The organism is Mesorhizobium sp. BR1-1-4, assembly GCF_020165375.1.
Taxonomy (GTDB): Bacteria; Pseudomonadota; Alphaproteobacteria; order Rhizobiales; family Rhizobiaceae; genus Mesorhizobium; species Mesorhizobium australicum.
This window is the reverse complement of the sequence record NZ_JAIUIB010000002.1, coordinates 110,596-128,245: the sequence shown is the minus strand read 5'-3', so window position 1 is coordinate 128,245 and position 17,650 is coordinate 110,596. Positions and strand designations below refer to the sequence as shown.

At 59.7% G+C, this 17,650-nt stretch carries 17 protein-coding genes and 3 pseudogenes; 14 read left to right on the top strand and 6 right to left on the bottom strand.

Annotated features, from left to right (window positions below; genetic code table 11):
• Nucleotides 1-103: 103 nt before the first annotated feature.
• Nucleotides 104-718 (bottom strand): class I SAM-dependent methyltransferase, encoded by a 615-nt coding sequence (locus tag LB571_RS03815; protein WP_015316676.1) that lies wholly within the window; start codon nucleotides 716-718, stop codon nucleotides 104-106.
• Between the two features lie 128 nt (nucleotides 719-846).
• Nucleotides 847-1,050 (bottom strand): annotated as a pseudogene (locus tag LB571_RS03810) (hypothetical protein); the annotation flags it as partial.
• 497 nt (nucleotides 1,051-1,547) lie between these two features.
• On the opposite strand from LB571_RS03810, the gene LB571_RS03805 reads away from it, so the two are divergent.
• The 8 genes and pseudogenes from LB571_RS03805 to LB571_RS03770 all read left to right on the top strand — a co-directional run bounded on the left by LB571_RS03805 (nucleotide 1,548) and on the right by LB571_RS03770 (nucleotide 6,393).
• On the top strand, nucleotides 1,548-1,757 hold the full coding sequence (locus LB571_RS03805; RefSeq protein WP_224592396.1) for a DUF3072 domain-containing protein: 210 nt from the start codon (nucleotides 1,548-1,550) through the stop codon (nucleotides 1,755-1,757).
• A 175-nt stretch (nucleotides 1,758-1,932) separates the two neighbouring features.
• A complete protein-coding gene (locus LB571_RS03800) occupies nucleotides 1,933-2,400 on the top strand; it encodes a YidB family protein (protein WP_015316679.1) in 468 nt (155 codons plus the stop codon).
• 6 nt (nucleotides 2,401-2,406) lie between these two features.
• Complete coding sequence (locus tag LB571_RS03795) at nucleotides 2,407-2,856, top strand: DUF4112 domain-containing protein (RefSeq protein WP_224592394.1); 450 nt, start codon at nucleotides 2,407-2,409, stop codon at nucleotides 2,854-2,856.
• A 376-nt stretch (nucleotides 2,857-3,232) separates the two neighbouring features.
• Nucleotides 3,233-3,742: an EF-hand domain-containing protein gene (locus LB571_RS03790; protein WP_083882994.1), complete on the top strand. Its 510-nt coding sequence runs from the start codon at nucleotides 3,233-3,235 to the stop codon at nucleotides 3,740-3,742.
• 239 nt (nucleotides 3,743-3,981) lie between these two features.
• Nucleotides 3,982-4,275: a hypothetical protein gene (locus LB571_RS03785; protein WP_015316681.1), complete on the top strand. Its 294-nt coding sequence runs from the start codon at nucleotides 3,982-3,984 to the stop codon at nucleotides 4,273-4,275.
• A gap of 195 nt (nucleotides 4,276-4,470) precedes the next feature.
• Nucleotides 4,471-4,994, top strand: a pseudogene (folP, locus tag LB571_RS03780) (dihydropteroate synthase); the annotation flags it as partial.
• Between the two features lie 3 nt (nucleotides 4,995-4,997).
• Complete coding sequence (gene folB / locus LB571_RS03775) at nucleotides 4,998-5,357, top strand: dihydroneopterin aldolase (protein ID WP_015316682.1); 360 nt, start codon at nucleotides 4,998-5,000, stop codon at nucleotides 5,355-5,357.
• A gap of 709 nt (nucleotides 5,358-6,066) precedes the next feature.
• Entirely contained in the window at nucleotides 6,067-6,393 is a 327-nt protein-coding gene (locus LB571_RS03770) for a SemiSWEET family sugar transporter (protein WP_015316683.1), read from the top strand.
• A gap of 78 nt (nucleotides 6,394-6,471) precedes the next feature.
• Here the strand turns inward: LB571_RS03770 and LB571_RS03765 are convergent.
• Nucleotides 6,472-7,979: pseudogene (locus tag LB571_RS03765) on the bottom strand (protein adenylyltransferase SelO).
• Nucleotides 7,980-8,248: 269 nt separating this feature from the next.
• Nucleotides 8,249-8,545, bottom strand: coding sequence for a multiprotein-bridging factor 1 family protein (locus tag LB571_RS03760; RefSeq protein WP_083882996.1), 297 nt, complete (start codon nucleotides 8,543-8,545; stop codon nucleotides 8,249-8,251).
• 724 nt (nucleotides 8,546-9,269) lie between these two features.
• On the opposite strand from LB571_RS03760, the gene LB571_RS03755 reads away from it, so the two are divergent.
• From LB571_RS03755 to LB571_RS03740, 4 genes are all read left to right on the top strand, one after another.
• Entirely contained in the window at nucleotides 9,270-10,007 is a 738-nt protein-coding gene (locus LB571_RS03755) for a Crp/Fnr family transcriptional regulator (protein ID WP_224585530.1), read from the top strand.
• Nucleotides 10,008-10,024: 17 nt separating this feature from the next.
• Nucleotides 10,025-10,288: a DUF6894 family protein gene (locus tag LB571_RS03750; RefSeq protein WP_015316685.1), complete on the top strand. Its 264-nt coding sequence runs from the start codon at nucleotides 10,025-10,027 to the stop codon at nucleotides 10,286-10,288.
• A gap of 360 nt (nucleotides 10,289-10,648) precedes the next feature.
• A complete protein-coding gene (locus LB571_RS03745; RefSeq protein WP_157163648.1) occupies nucleotides 10,649-10,987 on the top strand; it encodes a hypothetical protein in 339 nt (112 codons plus the stop codon).
• A 311-nt stretch (nucleotides 10,988-11,298) separates the two neighbouring features.
• The gene (locus LB571_RS03740) at nucleotides 11,299-13,908 is read left to right on the top strand and encodes an EAL domain-containing protein (RefSeq protein ID WP_224622655.1); all 2,610 of its coding nucleotides are present in this window, start codon (nucleotides 11,299-11,301) and stop codon (nucleotides 13,906-13,908) included.
• 81 nt (nucleotides 13,909-13,989) lie between these two features.
• Here LB571_RS03740 and LB571_RS03735 read toward each other — a convergent pair whose 3' ends face one another.
• Nucleotides 13,990-14,277, bottom strand: a complete 288-nt coding sequence (locus tag LB571_RS03735) for a substrate-binding domain-containing protein (RefSeq protein WP_224585533.1) — start codon at nucleotides 14,275-14,277, stop codon at nucleotides 13,990-13,992.
• A gap of 622 nt (nucleotides 14,278-14,899) precedes the next feature.
• Nucleotides 14,900-15,127: a hypothetical protein gene (locus tag LB571_RS03730; RefSeq protein WP_224585534.1), complete on the bottom strand. Its 228-nt coding sequence runs from the start codon at nucleotides 15,125-15,127 to the stop codon at nucleotides 14,900-14,902.
• Between the two features lie 398 nt (nucleotides 15,128-15,525).
• On the opposite strand from LB571_RS03730, the gene LB571_RS03725 reads away from it, so the two are divergent.
• Nucleotides 15,526-16,422 carry an SIR2 family NAD-dependent protein deacylase gene (locus LB571_RS03725; protein ID WP_224592989.1) on the top strand — a complete coding sequence of 299 codons (897 nt, stop codon included), beginning with the start codon at nucleotides 15,526-15,528 and terminating at the stop codon, nucleotides 16,420-16,422.
• 26 nt (nucleotides 16,423-16,448) lie between these two features.
• Complete coding sequence (locus LB571_RS03720) at nucleotides 16,449-17,636, top strand: NADH-quinone oxidoreductase subunit D (RefSeq protein WP_224585536.1); 1,188 nt, start codon at nucleotides 16,449-16,451, stop codon at nucleotides 17,634-17,636.
• Nucleotides 17,637-17,650 lie beyond the last annotated feature (14 nt).

Here is a 17,650-nt window from a genome sequence, read left to right as displayed (position 1 = left end):
AGTGGGGCGACATCGCAAGGGAATTGGCTCTGCTGCGCACAGCCTGCGCGGTCCCAACTCGGCTGCTCTAAAATCATGCTGATATCTGCCCCTAAAGCGGGCTTCAAACCCGCTTTTTGGAGAAGGTCCACACCATCAGCGGATATTCGTCGTCGTTGGTTAAGTCTCGCCATAGCCCATACGCCCTAACAGGACCGCCAATATGGGCTCTGGCGCAGGCTTTGTTGCCCCAACCAAAGGCCTGCACGTCGTCCGGGGCGAAGCCGCCTTCGACCATTAGCTGCTTAAGCCCCGCTGGCGTCCAACGGTTGTAGTCATGCGGGCGCGCATGCACGCGGAACAGGAAGGGTGTGGCCACCATCGCCCAGCCGCCGGGCTTGGTCATGGCGTGGATGTTGGCTGCGGCCGCTTGCGGGCGCTGCACATGTTCCAACACCTGGTCAGCGATGACGATCGAATATTGCTCCTCGGTCCGATCCCGGCAGATGTCGAAGTCTGGAAAGTCCACCGCGCGATAGTCCGGGCACAGCGCCCGCCAATAGCGGTTCCAGCCTGGCGAGATCTCGATCACATCTCGCGACTTGCGGTTGGCCGCTTCGATGAACGCGGTAAAGGCCTCGATCTGGCGTATGCGCAGCCAGTTGCGGCTGTCGTAGCGAAGCAACCGCTTGGCAACGTGTTTGCCGCGATTCCTCAGGGCGCCAGCAAAGCTAGTCATTATCGACCTCCTCCTGTCCGCCTAAGCAAAATATAGCAGCACGAAGTGCGGAAAAGATGACGTCCTCAATCTTTCACGGTCGCGGAGCTGAAGGAGATGCTGCCCCCTCCAGCCAAGCAATCTCGTAATCAGTAATTGCGGTTGTAATGGCGCGGTCGTCACAGGGTGCGGTGCCGATGCGCCCGTAGCACTCCTGGTGGCGGCAGAGCTGGTCTTCGCGCCGCTGCGGCGTTGCGGCGGAGCCGACCACCGCACTGATCAGGGCGCCGCCAGCGGCACCGATCACCGTGCTCTGTGTCGCCGCCGATCGCCTGTCCGAGCAGCGCGCCTCCCCGGGACCAACACGGGGGAGAACGAAGCCGAGTGCGGTTGCATAGCGCTGAACGGCCGCGCGCCGGCTCACGAGGTGAGACAGGTTTTCCGATGGTTGAAGGCAATGGCTTCCAAAGCGGAAAGCGTCGCCCGGATATTATCGGCTGGTCTTCAAGGCCTACGATGGTGGCAAGCGCGCCATGAGCACCGGTGGTGGCGCATGATCCAGCGACGACGGCGCGGAATAGCCTCGTCATCCCAACCAGGCCGGTTGCGTGCAGCGCAAGTACCCGCACAGCGAGCCTGCGTGCTCCTGCGATGTCGGAGTCGGCGGTGACCACCCGGAAGTCGCGAAAGGACACGAGTAGTGGATGGCTTGTGCCCTCGTTGTGAATCCATTCGAAAGTGGGGAAACGATGCGGCTGCATGCTCGGGCTCTGCGCTCATGACGGCCGCAACAAGCAGGTGGAACAAAACAAGATCAAATGCATTCCCCATGCCAAGACAGGAGATCGCAATGGAAGACTCGCGCGCAAAACCCGATGCAAACGTCGAGAAAGAACCCGACGAATGGGTGAGTGGTGACGACCCGATGACCCCATCCCAAGCGTCTTATCTGAAAACCCTGTGTGAGCAGGCTGAGGATCAGGAAAGCTTTGCAGACAACCTCAGCAAGGCAGAGGCCTCCAAGCGCATAGATGCACTAAGGGCAAAGCTGAAACTTTAAGCACCAGCTCGGGCGCTCTGTCTTTACCGCCTCGACCTTCCATCTCGCGCGGGCAGGCCTCATAGTCGGCTGGGGAGCGGGTCGGGATTGCCAAGCCCTTCCTGATATTGCTGGCAATCGCGGAACTTTTGGCAAGGCGAGACCTTCTCCATATTCGAAACCACAGGAGGAACGAGTGGCCAATCTAGGAAGACTTGCGATCGCTATGCTGGGGGTTCTGGCTTATCAAAACCGCGACAAGATTGCCGAGGCGATCCGCGGAGCGGGCGATCCCAATAATCCCCAGGGCGGGATACTGGACCAGGTGTCCAAGGGCGTATCCGGCACGGCGCTCGGCGATATTCTCGACCGCTTTAGAAACGCAGGTGCCGGGTCGAAGGTAGACTCCTGGGTCGGCACCGGGCCGAACCAGCCGATCGAGCCGCACGAGGTGGTAACGGCGATCGATGCGCCGACGCTGGAAGCACTCTCCCACCAGACCGGCCTCTCGCGCGAGGAGCTGATTGCAAGGATCACCAGGGATTTGCCCGACGCGGTTAACCAGATGACCCCAGACGGCACCCTCCCAGCAGACGACCGAACAAATGCTCCAGACCAGCCCAACCTGCTCGACGACGTGCCTTCCCGGCCGATACAAAGCTAATTCCACATGACGGAAGCGGACTGGAGAGGTGCGAAACCGAGGAGATTGGATCGAGCGAGCAATGGCAGCCGGAAAGTAGGGACAAGCGAAACGCCTATTGTGGATCGCCAGACTGCGAGGGCAATCGCCGAGCTCGACCTCTTGGCAGTGCTGCTTGATTCGCGCTGGCGAATCCCGAGTACGCCAATTCGGTTCGGACTGGATGCTCTGGTAGGCCTGGTGCCTGTGCTGGGAGATACAGCAACCGGGTTGATCTCGGCTTACATTGTGCTGCGAGCCCGCAAATGCGGCGCTGGGAAGCTGTTGGTTGCTCGGATGTTGGCCAATGTGCTGTTTGATACCGTCTTGGGAAGCGTGCCCGTCCTCGGATCGATCTTCGATGTTTACTACAAGTCGAACAACCGCAACATCCGCCTGCTTCGTGGCCATCTAAGCCGTCAGGTTGCTGAACGGTAGTTCGCAGGGCATCACCCATGCGGCGTTCGCGACCGGGGAGCGGCCGGTGTTGGCCGGAGACGATGCCGTTGCCGCCAACTTGGAATGTTTCATCCAGCCGCACTCTCGGAACTGGCTGCGGAATCTGCGCCACCTTTGTCGATGTGGGTTCAATGAGTTCGGCAAAATCGGTGAAGACCGATCTTTGTTGCGCCGCTGGCAAATCTGCGCAGCGATCAGGTGATCGGTAAGGTCGATTCCGACAAAGACAGCCAGCGCTTTGCTGAGGTGATCGGAGCTATACCGCTTTTGCGCCCGATGCCTAGGAACCATGAACCGAGCTGCTGGTTTGGACAGCACGCCGGGTGGTCGGCGTGGCAGTTAATGGAGAAACCCAATGACACGAGCATTCACGACTACAGTATTGGCGGCCGCGTTCGCTATGCTCGCCCCGTCCGCCTTTGCGCAATCGGCGGATGTTCCCAAGCCCGCATCACCAGCCCAGGATCGGACGGCGGACGAAGCCGGACAGAACCAGCAAGCAATGCGTCAAATGATGCGCGAGATGATGGATGAGATGCTGCAGGAAAAAACAGCAAAGGATCGAGACCCCGAGGCAGATTGGCGACACAGGGGCCCAAGGCTTCAGGACGACGAGATGAGCGATCGTGATACGGGACGTATGAAGCACGGCCGCAGGGCGGGAGCCGATATGATGCAGGGTGCCAAAATGAGGATCATGTTCGCCATCATGGACACCGACGGTGATGGTACACTGTCGCGGACGGAGGTTCAGGATTTCATCGGGCGAATTTTCAACGCTGTCGACGAGGACGGCGATGAAAGCGTCGACATGCAGGAACTCCAATCCTTTTTCCGTCCCGGAGGAGACCAGGACCGACGTTAGCACCGACAGGTTGTACCTCGGCCTGCTCGACGTCTGAAGCTAGGGCCCACAGGAGATGGCTCGGAGCACGGTATTTGGCTCCCCACCGTCTCATGCTCCGCCGATACTCGGTAGGATCAACGGGGTAAAGACCTGCGCAGAGCTCGCACGAGGCTGGACGGCTGTGCCCGTCGACGACCATAGGCCAAGCGTTCCAAAGAAGTGGCTCTAGGCAAGCATTGCGAGGTTTAGGGGCAAACATGCATCTGGTCCAGATTCTGCTACCTCGCGCCGACAACGCAGGAAAGCCCTTCGCCAAGCAAGAGTTTGACCGTGTGAAGGAGGAGCTCGCGCTCCGCTTCGACGGTGTCACCGCGTATTTGCGCGCGCCTGCGGAAGGTGTGTGGAGGCAGGGAGCAGACGAGATCGTCATCTTCGAGGTTATGACTCACGAAGTCGATCTGCCCGATTGGCAAAGGCGGCGTTCGGAATTGGAGCGGCGGTTCCGCCAGGAGCAGGTTGTGATTCGATATCTGCCGATGGCTTTGGTCTAGCGCCTGCGGCAATGGTGTGGCCCAGACGATGACCGAGTGCATGCCGCTTCACGTCTGAGGTATACTGCAGGGCAGCTTCGGACTCAGTGCGCCAAACCGCTGATTCAAACTCAGTCAACGGTGGCTCGGCTGTCCTCAAAGGACGATGGCTAGCTGACGGTCTGCACTTCCTGACGGCCACTTTGACAAGATAAACGCCTAGCTCATGCGAGCGGTGCGCATATCGTCAACGACGTCTGGGGTCTGCAGCGCGAGCCCGACATTGCGCGGGTGGCGGCCGATACCGGCGCCGGGCTCGTCATCATGCATACCGGACGGGATCGCGACAAGCTGCCCGATGTGATCGCCGACCAGCTGGCGTTCTTGGGAAAATCGCTTGAGATCGGGCGCGGGCAAGGTGTTGCCGACGGCATATCGTGCTCGACCCCGGCTTCGGCTTCGCCAAGGAGACGGCGGAGGAAAACCTCGATCTGATGGCACGGTTTGCCGAGCTTGGCGCGCTCGGCTTCCCGCTGATGGCCGGTACGTCGCGAAAGCGTTTCATCGGCACCGTCACCGGCCGCGACGCCGCTGATCGGGCGGCCGGCACGGCGGCGACCAGCGTCATTCTCCGGCTCAAGGGCGCGCATCTGTTTCGCGTCCATGATGTCGCAATCAACGTGGACGCGCTGGCGGTGGCGGATGCTATGCTGGCGCGGGAAACCGGATCGGAACGCTGAGCCATGTATGTCATCCGCATGAAGAATTGCGCCTTCTTTGCCCGGCACGGCGTGCTGGACGAGGAAGAAGCGCTGGGGCAGCGCTTTTATGTCGATGCCTCGCTCACCGTCGAGCCGGGACGCGCGCTCGTCGATGACGCCATCGGGGAAACGGTGAATTACGGCGTCGCCTTCACCGTCATCGAGGAGATCATCACCGGACACCGGCGCTTCCTGATCGAGGCGCTGGCCCTGGAAGTCGCGAAGGCTCTCAGCGGGCGCTTTCCCCAGATCCGGAAAGCCGAGGTCACCGTTCGCAAGCCCAATGCGCCGGTGCCTGGCGTGCTCGATTACGTCGAGGTGACCGTTGTCTGGCCCGAATAACACCGTCTATCTGAGCCTCGGCGGCAATCTGGGCGATCCGGCGGCGTCGCCCTCAAGCTCATTTCCTGTAAATTTGCATGTTGGAAGATCCCTCTGGACAGGGTTCGAACTGCCTCAACCCTGGCTTCGTCACCGCACCGCACCTTCTGCCGCCCAGCGTCACCGGTCAGCCGCCGGCGAGACGGACGACGTGTCAGGGCTCGTTGTTGCCCAGACGCACTGCTACTTGGTGGGGTATCACAAAGATCCGCTTGCCTTAACACACGTTAGTTTCTTCCGCTTGCTTCCAACTTATAAAGTCGAGCGATGAGTGATCCCCGTCAAGCACGCAAGGTCTATTTGGAAGCAGCTCACTTCGCTAGCCGTCGGGCCCGGGCGAGCGCTGAAGACTTGCTTCGTACGATTGAGGAGACAAGGCGCCTTATCCAAGCGTCCCGCGACTTGCTGTCGCGGCTCAAAGCGGCTGAGCTTCGAACCTGATCACCACCTCCAGAACCGCTCTGATCTGCTGGCCGACTATGTGGAAAAATTCGCGTGCGGCAGGGCGTCCCTGCCCATCTCAGGCCAGTGCTGTGATTGGCTTTCGCTGGGCGGCTTCCAACCGGGGAAGCACTGTGCCCTCGGTACCAAAGACTTTGCCAGTGTCTCCGAGGTCGAAGAAGCGGGCCTTTCGGGCGTGCGAATGAGCCGATAGTTGGAGGTTGGTTGCGTGGAAAAGGTCACGCTCATCGGTTCGCTGGCAGCACTGTGCTCAATGACCAGTTTTGCCCCGCAAGCCTGGAAGATCATCAAGACCCGGGACACGGCTGGCATATCGGCGTGGATGTATGCCATCACTGCGCTGGGCTTCGCGCTGTGGCTGACTTTCGGCATCATCAAAGGCGAATGGCCCATCATAGTCACCAACGCTGTCTGCCTCGTGCTCGCCACTTTTATCCTGCTGATGAGGGTCCTTCCCAGTTCCAAGAGGGACATGGTGGCGGACGCAATCGATCCTTCGCCTGGCTCCGAGAGGCCTCGCCCGCCCGCGTCCTGAGGCCTGTCTCGTTAGCTTGACCCCCGGCCCTACAGAGTTCGCCCGCGTTGGTGGCGTCTCGCCGGTATGGCGGGGATGTCACGTGCCACAGAAGGTCTGCAGAACGCGCTCGTGCGGCTTGGGTGGTTCCGCGTAATAGGACAGTGTGGGCTGTTCCTCGAACGGCCGTGACACGACTTCCACCAATTGCTCGAAGATTCGGAAGTCATCGTCCTCCACCGCAGCCTTGATCATTGCCTCGACGCGATGGTTGCGAGGAATGAACTTGGGATTGCTGCCGTGCATCGCGGCTTTGCGCGTCGAGGTGGCGCTGCCGTCCCGCGCCAAGCGATTTCGCCAGCGCATCGACCAGGCATCGAAGGGGCCGGGATCCTCAAACAGCCGCCTCGCGGTAGCTTGGGCGCCAGGGATGTCGAGGTCATCTCCTAGCAAGCGGAAGGTGAGCGTGAAATCCGCTCGCCCACGCGCCATCACATCCAACAGATCGTTGGCAAGGTCCAAGTCACCGTCAGCTTCATTCAGCAGCCCAAGCTTTGCCCTGAACCCGCGATGTAAAATAGCTTCGTAGCGAGCGTGAAATTCCCCTAGTGCCTGCTCGGCCTGCGAGATTGACTCACCCTCGCGCTCGCTCAGGAGCGGCAGCAGAGTCTCGGCGAAGCGTGCCAGATTCCAGACTGCCACCCGAGGTTGGTTGCCGTAGGCGTGCGGCCATGTTGATCGATGGAGCTGAACACCGCTTGCGGATCATATGAATCCATGAACGCGCACGGTCCATAGTCAATCGTCTCTCCGGATATCGGCATGTTGTCGGTGTTCATGACGCCGTGGATGAAGCCGAGCAACATCCACCGCGCCACCAGTTCCGCTTGCGCCGCGATCACAGCCTCGAGCAGAGCCAGGTAAGGTCTCGGTTTCCTGGCCGCCTCAGGAAAATGACGCTGGATGGCATAATCGGCAAGGAGCTTCAGCGCTTCTATGTCGTTGCGGGCGGCAAAGTATTGGAAGTGCCGATACGGATATGACTCGCTGCCACCCTGGTCAGCACGGCCCCTGGCAGCCGGCGCTCCCGGTAGACTGGGTCCCCGGTAAGCACCGCCGCAGGGCCTCGAGTGGTCGGTCTGCCGAGCGCAGCCATTGCTTCGCTGACCACGTATTCACGAAGCACCGGACCAAGCGCAGCACGGCCATCGCCGTTGCGCGAAAATCGGGTCGGTCCTGAACCCTTCAGCTGGACATCCCGACGCACTCCGTGCACATCGACGACCTCGCCCAGCAGTGCTGCGCGTCCGTCGCCCAGTTTGGGGACGAAGTTGCCGAATTGGTGGCCAGCGTAGGCTAAGGCTATAGGGTGCAGTCCATCTGGAAAATTCTTCCCGGCAAGCACGGCGATCCCAGCAGGGCTCCCGAGCTGATCGGGATCAAGCCTTAACCCCAGAGCTAAGGGGCTCGTTCAGCCGGATTAGCCTGGGGTTTGAAACCGGGTGGAGAGGGGCACGCGCGAAGAAATGATCCGGTGACTGGGCATAGCTCTGCTGAAAGGGCCAGATCGGGCTCCGCACGGCTGATCCGGCTGTGGATGAAGGCATGAGGTTCTCCTTTGCTGTGGCAGAGGTCGTAACCATGTCGATCACTGCGTCGATGCCGATGTCAACCCGCGGCCGCCGGCTCGCTCCCGGTTCATCCCGCGGCTTTGTTGGCTTTCCCGAACTTCTGCTCCGGTGCTGCCGCCGCACCCGCGCTCCAAACGCCCGCAGCGCGCCCGGCTCGCTAAGGCGTCGTTCCCTGCCCTGTGCTACCGCACGCGCGGCTACAGCATTTGGTCTGCTTGGGTTTCAAAGGGGCGGCCTGCATTTCCCTAACCGCCTTCTCGGGTCGCAGGGCACTGCTCCAGTGCTCCTGCTTCACCTTGTGCTTTGATCGGGCCATCTGTGGAGAACCGAATGCCGCCCGCTTCAAATGCATTTCGAATCGCTGAAAGTTTACGAGGGCCAGGCACTCGCCGACCGCTTTCGAAATCTCGTATCGCACCTTCGCTGAGGCCTGACTTCACGGCGAGCCGCACCTGCGGCCAATTCAGCAGACCTCGCGCTATCCGCGATTGCTCCGGCGTCAGATCAGTCACTGAACTCTCGCCATCGAGCCCGACATGCATCGAACGGCCCCAGGCTGCTCCCCAGGATGCGTCTCAGCGCGGCCAACCGCGACGACGGCGACATCACGGCCGCCCATATCTGCGCGAGCCAGGTCTGCCGGTTCCTAAACAGTTCTGAGCCTCTCCGAGGAGGAGGTGTCTGCCGCTGCGAGACGTCGAGCGAGAGGGCTGGGGTTCTACGTCTCGTGCGCATCGGGGGCCCGGAGATGAAAATTGGACGCATTGGCGAATTGGAGGTGGTGGTCATGAGGTCCTCGATCAGGTTCTCCGAACCGAAATCAACCCGATTTGTTCCGGCTCGATGCCCATGACGGCCGCAGCATAAAGAAAAGCCCGAGCGGAAACTGCTTAGCATTCCTCGCTACGCACTTCGACGCCCTCGGCTTCGCCGCGGGGAGAGAAATGAGCCTGGAATATACGTCAAATGTCTATAGTCAGGATCCCGTCCTATGACGCTTGAACCTGATCGCGGCATTGTTCAAAAGCTCGTGAAAGGGACTGGAATCACAGCGCCACAGCGCGGGAGTTCATATCGCTGCTCGGGACGAATTGCGCATCCTCGTCCGAGAGGCAAAAGCTCTGGCGAAGGGTCCAGGCGCCCCGGAACTGCAGCCGGTGAGTTGGCAAACGCCTCGGGCCCTTTAACAGGTCCTTCCCAGACCGGGTGCAAGGAACATTAGCGCCCGGCCCAAGTTCGGCACGTAACGCAATCCGGTCACAAAAATTGACACAGGCCACTTCCCCGAGCATTTTGACCCGTAAGCTTCAAATAATCTGTGATCTGACGGACTCAGATATCGGTGTATTGGAGGGAATTCAATTCCAGAAGCGGGACTTTCAGGCCAATCAGGACATTGTGCGCGAAGGAGATCGTCCCACCCATTCATTTGTCATCCTGGAGGGTCTGGTCGGGTCCACAAAATTGACTGGGGAGGGTAAACGGCAGATCACGTCGTTCTTTGTTCCGGGCGACATTCCTGATCTCCACGGAATGCACCTGTCTGTTTTGGATTGCACCTTCACACCACTCACGCGCGTCAGGGTTGGCTTCATGCGGCATGATGCGCTGCGGGCCATTTGCGACCAACATCCTTCGATAGCGACGGTGTTTTGGCGCTCGACGCTGATCGACGCGGCTATATATCGAGAGTGGGTCACCAACGTTGGAAGGCGCGACGCGTATGCCCGTATGGCGCATATTCTGTGCGAACTCATCGTCCGCCTTCGCTCTATGGGGCTTATCAAGGACCATGTGGCGGAGCTTCCGATTAGGCAGGCGGAACTTGCCGACGCCTTGGGCTTGTCGGCCGTGCACGTGAACCGAACGCTGCAGGATCTTCGAGGCGACGGACTGGTTGTTACCGAGGGCTCCCGATTTCACGCTGTTGACTGGCCTGGCCTCGTTCGAGCCGGAGACTTTGAAACCGGCTACCTTCACCAAAGGAACGCGACGAGCTTGTGAGGGTGGAGGTGGGTTCGATGGCGAGATATTTCTTTGACACCTATGAAAGCGATGCGCTCATCAAAGATGAGACTGGCATCGAATGTGGGGGGATCGAAGCCGCACGAAACGAGGCGCTAGCAGGTCTAATCGACTTGGCTAGAGACTCGCTGAAGGGCGTCGACGGACATCAATTGGCGATTGAAATTCGGGACGAGAATGACAAGAAGCTGGTCAGGCTGAGCCTCTCTCTTCAAATGCTGCTAACGCGCCGTCCTACTGCTCCGACTGCCGAGCGGTGATACGCGACACAGCGGGGGGTCGAGACGTCATTACAGCGAGCAGGTTTTGCGTAAGCCGACCGGTGCTGGCGGCAGTCGCAGCCCAAATCAAAAGATGTCAAAACATCTGCTGCAAGCGCACAAGGCTCAAAAGCAGCGAGAAAATCCAAGTGAAGACGCTTCAAAGCAAGCCGGCAGCATGTTGGTAGATGGCACGCCCTATTGCGGTAATCCAGAGCACCAGCTGGGGCGCGTGGCAGAGGCAATTCGATTGTCGGATTGATACCAACTACCCTTCACTTATCATTTGAGCTTGCTCGGTCCGATGCCCGGCTTAGTCTGTAAACGGCTCTATCAGTCCGGCCTGCGGACGCTTCAAAATTGACTCTGGTGCTTTATGCGTTCGCGCCTCCGTCGATGGTCAGCGCGGCTCCGGTGACGAACCGCCCCAGAACAGGCATGGAAGTCATGCTTCAAGACCAAACCGATAGCCGAAAAATTCTCCAGTTTGCGGCAGATGAACTTTCCGACGCAACAGATCCACGCCTGATTGCCGCGCTCAGATTGGTCGCCCGCTCCTATCGAGCGCAATCCGTCGAGGCTGCAGATGATCTGGTGGAGCTCACGCTGCGCACCGCCATTCAGGAGGTGGAGGGGCGACCCGAGGAAATCAGTCTGTTCAACTGGCTCAGCGCTATTATGGCGCGATATCGAAAGTGAGAGTGACGGGGGCCGCCGGCCCGCTCCCAACCTGCAGGCACGTCAAATTGCCTTTCCGATGCACCCAGAAGGCGCCGCGTCTTGCTCGTCCAGGCAGGTGGGGCATGCTCGTCGGGAGCGGTGGTTGCAAGAGTGCGGCTGTTTGAGATCCCACTGCCGGATCGTGACCCTTTGCGAGCGCCACCCAATGCTGAAATTGCCCGGCATGATGGAAAACCAAATTTAAGTACTTTCTACTAGGATCGGCCGAGGGTTAGTCCCGGGAAAGGTATTTGGGTCACTTGGCCAGCACTGCATCCAGTCTCAGCCGGTTGAGACACTCGGTATTTTCTTTCGCGAACCTGCCGGCGGCGATCGCTTTTGTGGTGCTTGTGATCTGCGCCATTCTCGCCGACCGCGAAAACAGGATCGTTTCAGACCAATTGGCGCGCGCCGACGTCTTGGCCAAGGTGAACATCATAAGGGCCAAGCTGGAAGGCAACATCAACGGTAACCTCCAGCTTACGCGCGGCCTCGTTTCGGCGATCGTGAGCGAGCCCTATATGGGGCAACAGAGGTTTGCGGCACTGGCAAGCAACCTGTTAGAGCAGGAATCTCAGCTGCGCAACGTCGCCGGCGCGCCTGACCTCGTTATCTCGCTCATGTATCCAATGGCTGGCAACGAAAAGGCCATCGGCCTCGATTACCGCAAGAGCGATGCCCAACGCACCGCCGCCCTCAGGGCGCGCGACCTGCGGGTGCCCGTGCTGGCCGGTCCAGTCGACCTGGCGCAAGGAGGGCAGGGCTTCATCGGCCGCTTTCCGGTGTTCGTGAAGACGGCGGGGGGCGGCGATCGCTTCTGGGGCATCGTCTCGGTCGTCGTTGACGTCGAGCGCCTCTACAAGGCAAGCGGGCTTACCGACGGTGATCTCGACATCGAGATCGCCCTGACCGGCAAGGACGGCCTTGGCGGGACGGGTGATCGCTTCTTCGGTGGCGAGAGTATAACGCGCGCCAACCCAGTGACCGAGACAGTGCATCTGCCGTCCGGTTCCTGGCAGATCGCGGCGATCCCAAAAGGTGGCTGGGCCGCATCGGCGAAGAATCCCTGGACCTTGCGGGCCATCATGGCATTGGCGGGGGCGCTTGTCGTGCTACCCATTCTCGTTGCGGGGCGGCTGTTCGGCGAAAGGCAGAAAAACTTCGCCGAGCTCAGGCGATTGTCCGGTCGCCTTGAACTCGCGCTGGATGCGTCGGGGATCGGTGTCTGGGAGCACAACATCGCTACCAACGAGCTGGTGTGGGACGACCGTGTCAACGAAATATACGGTAAGCCGGCTGACCGGAAGCCGCGCGGCTATGATGACTGGGCGTCAGTGATTCATCCGCACGACATCGAACGGGCGCAGCAGGATTTCGATGCCGCGGCGGCGGTGAAGGGACCCTATTCCTCGCAATACCGGATTGTCCATCCGAATGGCGAGATCCGGCATGTGCGCACGCGCGCGACCTATTTCCAGGAGCGCAACGACACGCCCAGGATGATCGGCGCCGAATGGGACGTGACAAGCGACGTCGTGCTCAACGAAAACCTTGTGCGAGAAAGGCAGTTGTCGGAGCTCAGGAACGCCGAGCTTGAAGTGGCCAAGGCGCGCATCGAACATGTGGCGCTCCACGATTCGCTTACCGGTCTGCCGAACCGCCGCTATCTCGACGACATGCTGGCGACGAGCATGCGTCCGGGAGAACGAACCGCGCTCCTGCATTTGGATCTCGACCGCTTCAAGCAGATCAACGACACGCTCGGGCACGCCGCCGGTGACGCCATGTTGATGCATGCCTCGAAGGTCATCACGGCTAATGCGGGACGAGCTGACTTCGTCGCGCGCATTGGCGGCGACGAGTTCGTGGTCATCTGTGCCAGGCGCGACGACGCCGAGCTCGCCGCACTGGCCGACCGCATCATCGAGGAGATGCGGCAACCCGTCGATTTTCGTGGCCACCAGTGCCGGTTCGGCGTTAGCATCGGCATTGCGACGAATACGGGCGAGGGGCTCGACGCACGGCAGCTCCTGGTCAACGCCGATCTTGCCCTTTACCGGGCGAAGAGCCGGGGCCGAAACCGCTACGAGTTCTTCAATGATGAGCTGCAAAGTGAAATCGTGGAGACCAAGCGGACCGCGGACGAGATCCTGGGTGGCCTCGAGCGCAACGAATTCATCGTTTTCTACCAGCCGCAGTTTGACGCCGGCACGTTGGAAATTGTCGGCGTGGAGGCCCTGGCACGCTGGCAGCACCCGACGCGCGGGATCCTGGGCCCTGACGTCTTTTTGAGGGTAGCGGAGGAGCTGAACGTCGTCGCGCTGATCGACCGAACGGTCCTCAAAAGGGCGTTGGCCGATTTTGAGCGCTGGCAGCTTCAGCACCTCGACATTCCACACGTTTCGGTCAACGTCTCGGCACGCCGGCTTGAGGACAAGGACCTGATCGATGGCCTTCGCAAGCTCAACATCGGCGAAGGCACGGTCTCGTTCGAACTTGTCGAGTCCATCTTCCTCGATGAGAATGACGACCTCGTCGCCTGGAACATCGAGCACATCAAGGACCTCGGTATCGACATTGAGATTGACGACTTTGGCACCGGCTACGCCTCGATCGTCAGTCTGCTCAAGCTTCAGCCGCGCCGACTGAAGATCGACCGCCAGCTGATCACACCCATCACCAGCTCGCTGCCGCAACGGCGTTTGGTGTCATCCATCATCGAAATCGGGAAATCGCTCGGAATCGACGTGGTGGCCGAAGGCGTCGAGACGATGGAGCATGCGCGCATCTTGAAAGATCTCGGCTGCGACCTGCTGCAGGGCTACGCGCTCGGCCGCCCGATGGACGCCAAGGCTCTAGAACGCTTTGCGCAATCTCGCAAATGGCCGGCCACGGGATAGGTGCTTCTAACGACCTCCGGGCGTCGTCGCTCCGCTGGACGGCAAGTGAGCGTACGGTCAGGGCCTATAGCTGTGGTGGACTCACGGATGTGGTGGACCCACCGAGCCTCGCGTGATGATTGCGGTCCGCAGGACCAGCCTTTCCGGCGGTTGGATATCGCCTTCCAGGCGAGGAATGAGCAGTTCCGCGACGCTATGGCCAAGTGCATAGACCGGCTGGTCGACGACGGTGATCGGCGGAGTTGTGACCCCGGTCCAATCCGCATCGTGAAAGGTGATCAGCGAAACGTCGTCGGGAATCTTCATGCCGCGTCGGCGAATAGTCCGCAGGGTTTCCAGTGCAATGACACTGTCAGGCGAGTTTGCCACGGGAAACGAACATCCCTTGTTGGCCAGATTCCGCCCAGCCCGGTTCGGTTGAGGAACCGTCGAATATGCTATCGACTCTCAATTCTTGAGGGACGGCAACGATCTTGTCTATCCATCCTGCGTGAAAACTCGCTGGGCCGAAGCCGCCCGAGGGTGACCTCGCAACGACCTGCGAAAACATAGTCAGACCGGACTAATGTCCGAGGCTGCAGCTCAATCACGGGTAAGGCCTGGATGCTCGCCGGGGGCTCTGAGGTCCCCCAACCCGGGAACAAACTGGACCGTCCTGCGTTGGGCAGCAAATGGAACAGCTTGGATCAGATTTGGCGGCGATGGCGCAACCTGGCTACTGGTTGGCTATGGTGTTTTTGTTCGCCCCTTACGCAATCGGCGTTTTGTTGCTGATCAGGTCGTGCCACTGCCTTTGACTTATCCGCCGGCGTTGATCTGCAGAGCGCCACGGTGATAGTGCAATGCACGACTGACCGAGTTCGCGCGATTAGTCACGTGTGACGAGCAGTCCGAGGTCTTCTTGCAGAGCTATCCGCACCCGCGCCCCAATTCCAGCCGGCTGGCGACTCCCTGCCGTGAGGATTGGTCGAGCTACCTGTGTCGATCGGCCCTATGCCGTCTGCGCAGGCTCATTGAGGTCGAACTCGATAACCAGTCCTCGATCGATCGCAGCTCTGGCAATAAGCGTTGCCAATTCACGATCAGTAGCGAGGCTTTCGCGGAAAACTGTTCGTATCGCCACCACGGCCGCCGATACTGACAGCGGCCAAGGTTTGCCTCGCCTGCAGTCAATATAGTGCTGAATAAGGTAGTCCAGATCACGGCGCTTTTGGCTCATCGCAGCCTCCATTCCTCGTGAACGTACAAGAACGAGCCCCGGCCGCACTTAGATTTGTTAAGGGCCCCGATTTGTTTTGCTCGAGAACAATTCAGCACAAGGGTGCTTGGCTAAGGAGAAGGTCCATCGTCTGATCGGAACCTCTCGCCTTGGCTGCTTCTGGTTGTCGCCTTCCTAGGTGGTTGTCGCCCCTACCATTGGGAGCCGCTGCCCTGCTCGTCTCAACTCGTCACCAAACGCGACGGCGCTGACGGCAAGTTTCGGACCGCGTCCTGGAACACAGCGTGGCTCTCTTGGTTTGGTCGCCAACGAATGCCAGTGACGCGAAAGAGAACCTCGATGCCCTCTGCGACGGCCGCAACTGTTTGGAGCGCCTCAGCCAGCACCGGCACCTGTTCATGAACGATGGTCTCGAATCACTGGCAAAAGCTATCGGCCGCGGTAGTGCAATCCTCTTCGTCGGGGCGGGTGTCTCGATCAGCGTTGGGCTTCCGACTTGGGAAAAACTGATCGAGCAGATGGCAAAAGAACTTGGGATCGATGACGAGTTTTCGATGCGCCGCGACCGATTTCAAACTCTGGCCGAGTACTATCGGATACGGCATGGCAGCATCGGACCACTGCGCAGTTGGATGGACAGAAACTGGTCGGTCGCCAAGGATCGGATAGAAAAATCGGAGTTGCATCGCCTGATCGTGATGCTCAATTTCCCCATCATCTATACCACGAATTACGACCGCAACTTGGAACTGGCGTTCGAAATATACGGTCGACGATACGTCAAGGTGGCCAATGCACGGGATGTAGCTCAAGCCCGCCAGGGGGTTACCCACATCGTCAAGTTCCATGGCGACTTCGACGAGGATTCTTCTCTTGTCCTGACCGAAACGGATTATCTTGACCGGCTTTCCTTTAATTCCCCACTCGATGTGCGGTTTCGTTCCGATGCACTTGGTAGCACGATCCTGTTCATAGGCTATAGCCTCTCCGACCCGAACATCCGGTTGCTGTTGCATCGCCTGTGGCAAACCTGGCATCGATCTGGGTATGAAAAAGATCGCCCTCCTTCTTTCATTTTCATGACCAGCCGAAATCCTGTGGAGGAGGCGGTGCTTGGGCGTTGGGGTATTTCAGTGGTCGTCGGCGAACTCGATGATCCGCAAGCTGCTCTGGTGAATTTCCTCAGTCAATTGGCGGAAGCGGTTGTGCATGAGCCGAAGTTTCACCTGGCGGAGCCTGGTGGAACAATGCCGGCCGGGCGCACAAATGGAACGTCCGGCTCGGAGGGAGGTTAGGCGGGCCTCTCGAAGGAGCCCGCTAGATGGCAGAGAATTCCGTCCGAAATTTCAACATCAATTTCGGTCCCCAGCATCCTGCGGCGCACGGCGTGCTACGCTTGGTTCTCGAGCTCGACGGCGAGGTCGTCGATCGTGTCGACCCTCATATCGGCCTGCTTCATCGCGGCACCGAGAAACTGATCGAAACCAAGACTTATCTCCAGGCGCTGCCATATTTCGATCGTCTCGATTACGTGGCACCGATGAGCCAGGAACATGCCTGGTGCCTTGCAATCGAGAAACTGATGGGCCTAGCCGTGCCGCGGCGTGGCCAGCTGATCAGGGTCCTGTTCAGCGAGATTTCGCGGATACTTTCTCATCTGCTCAATGTCACCACCCAAGCCATGGACGTGGGAGCACTGACCCCGCCCTTGTGGGGGTTTGTCGAACGCGAGAAACTGATGGTCTTCTACGAGCGGGCCAGCGGCTCTCGGATGCATGCCGCTTATTTTCGTCCAGGCGGCGTGCATCAGGATCTGCCGCCAGACTTGATAACAGACATCGGCAATTGGATCGACCCGTTCCGCAAAACCGTGGATGACCTGGACAGGCTGCTGACGGACAACCGCATCTTCAAACTTCGCAACGTTGACATCGGTCAGATCTCGCAAAGTGACGCCTGGGCGTGGGGTTTTTCAGGCGTGATGGTGCGGGGATCAGGTGCCGCCTGGGACTTGCGGAAGTCCCAGCCATACGAGTGCTATGCCGAGATGGACTTCGATATACCCGTCGGCAGGAACGGCGATTGTTTCGACCGCTACCTGGTGCGCATGGAGGAGATGCGCCAGTCGGCCAAGATCATGCGGCAATGTATAGACCTGCTCGCAAGCGAAGGACCTGGGCCGGTTTCCAATAACGACGGCAAGGTCGTCCCGCCCAGACGTGCGGCCATGAAGCGTTCGATGGAGGCTTTGATCCATCATTTCAAGCTCTATACGGAGGGCTTTCGTGTGCCGGCCGGCGAGGTTTACGCGGCGGTGGAAGCGCCGAAGGGGGAGTTTGGCGTCTACCTCGTGGCCGACGGCACGAACAAGCCTTACCGATGCAAGCTGCGTCCTCCGAGCTTCGCTCATCTGCAGGCAATGGACCTGCTCTGCCGTGGCCATATGTTGGCCGATGTCACGGCCATTCTAGGTTCACTGGACATTGTCTTGGGCGACGTGGATCGATAGCCCTGCGGATCCGC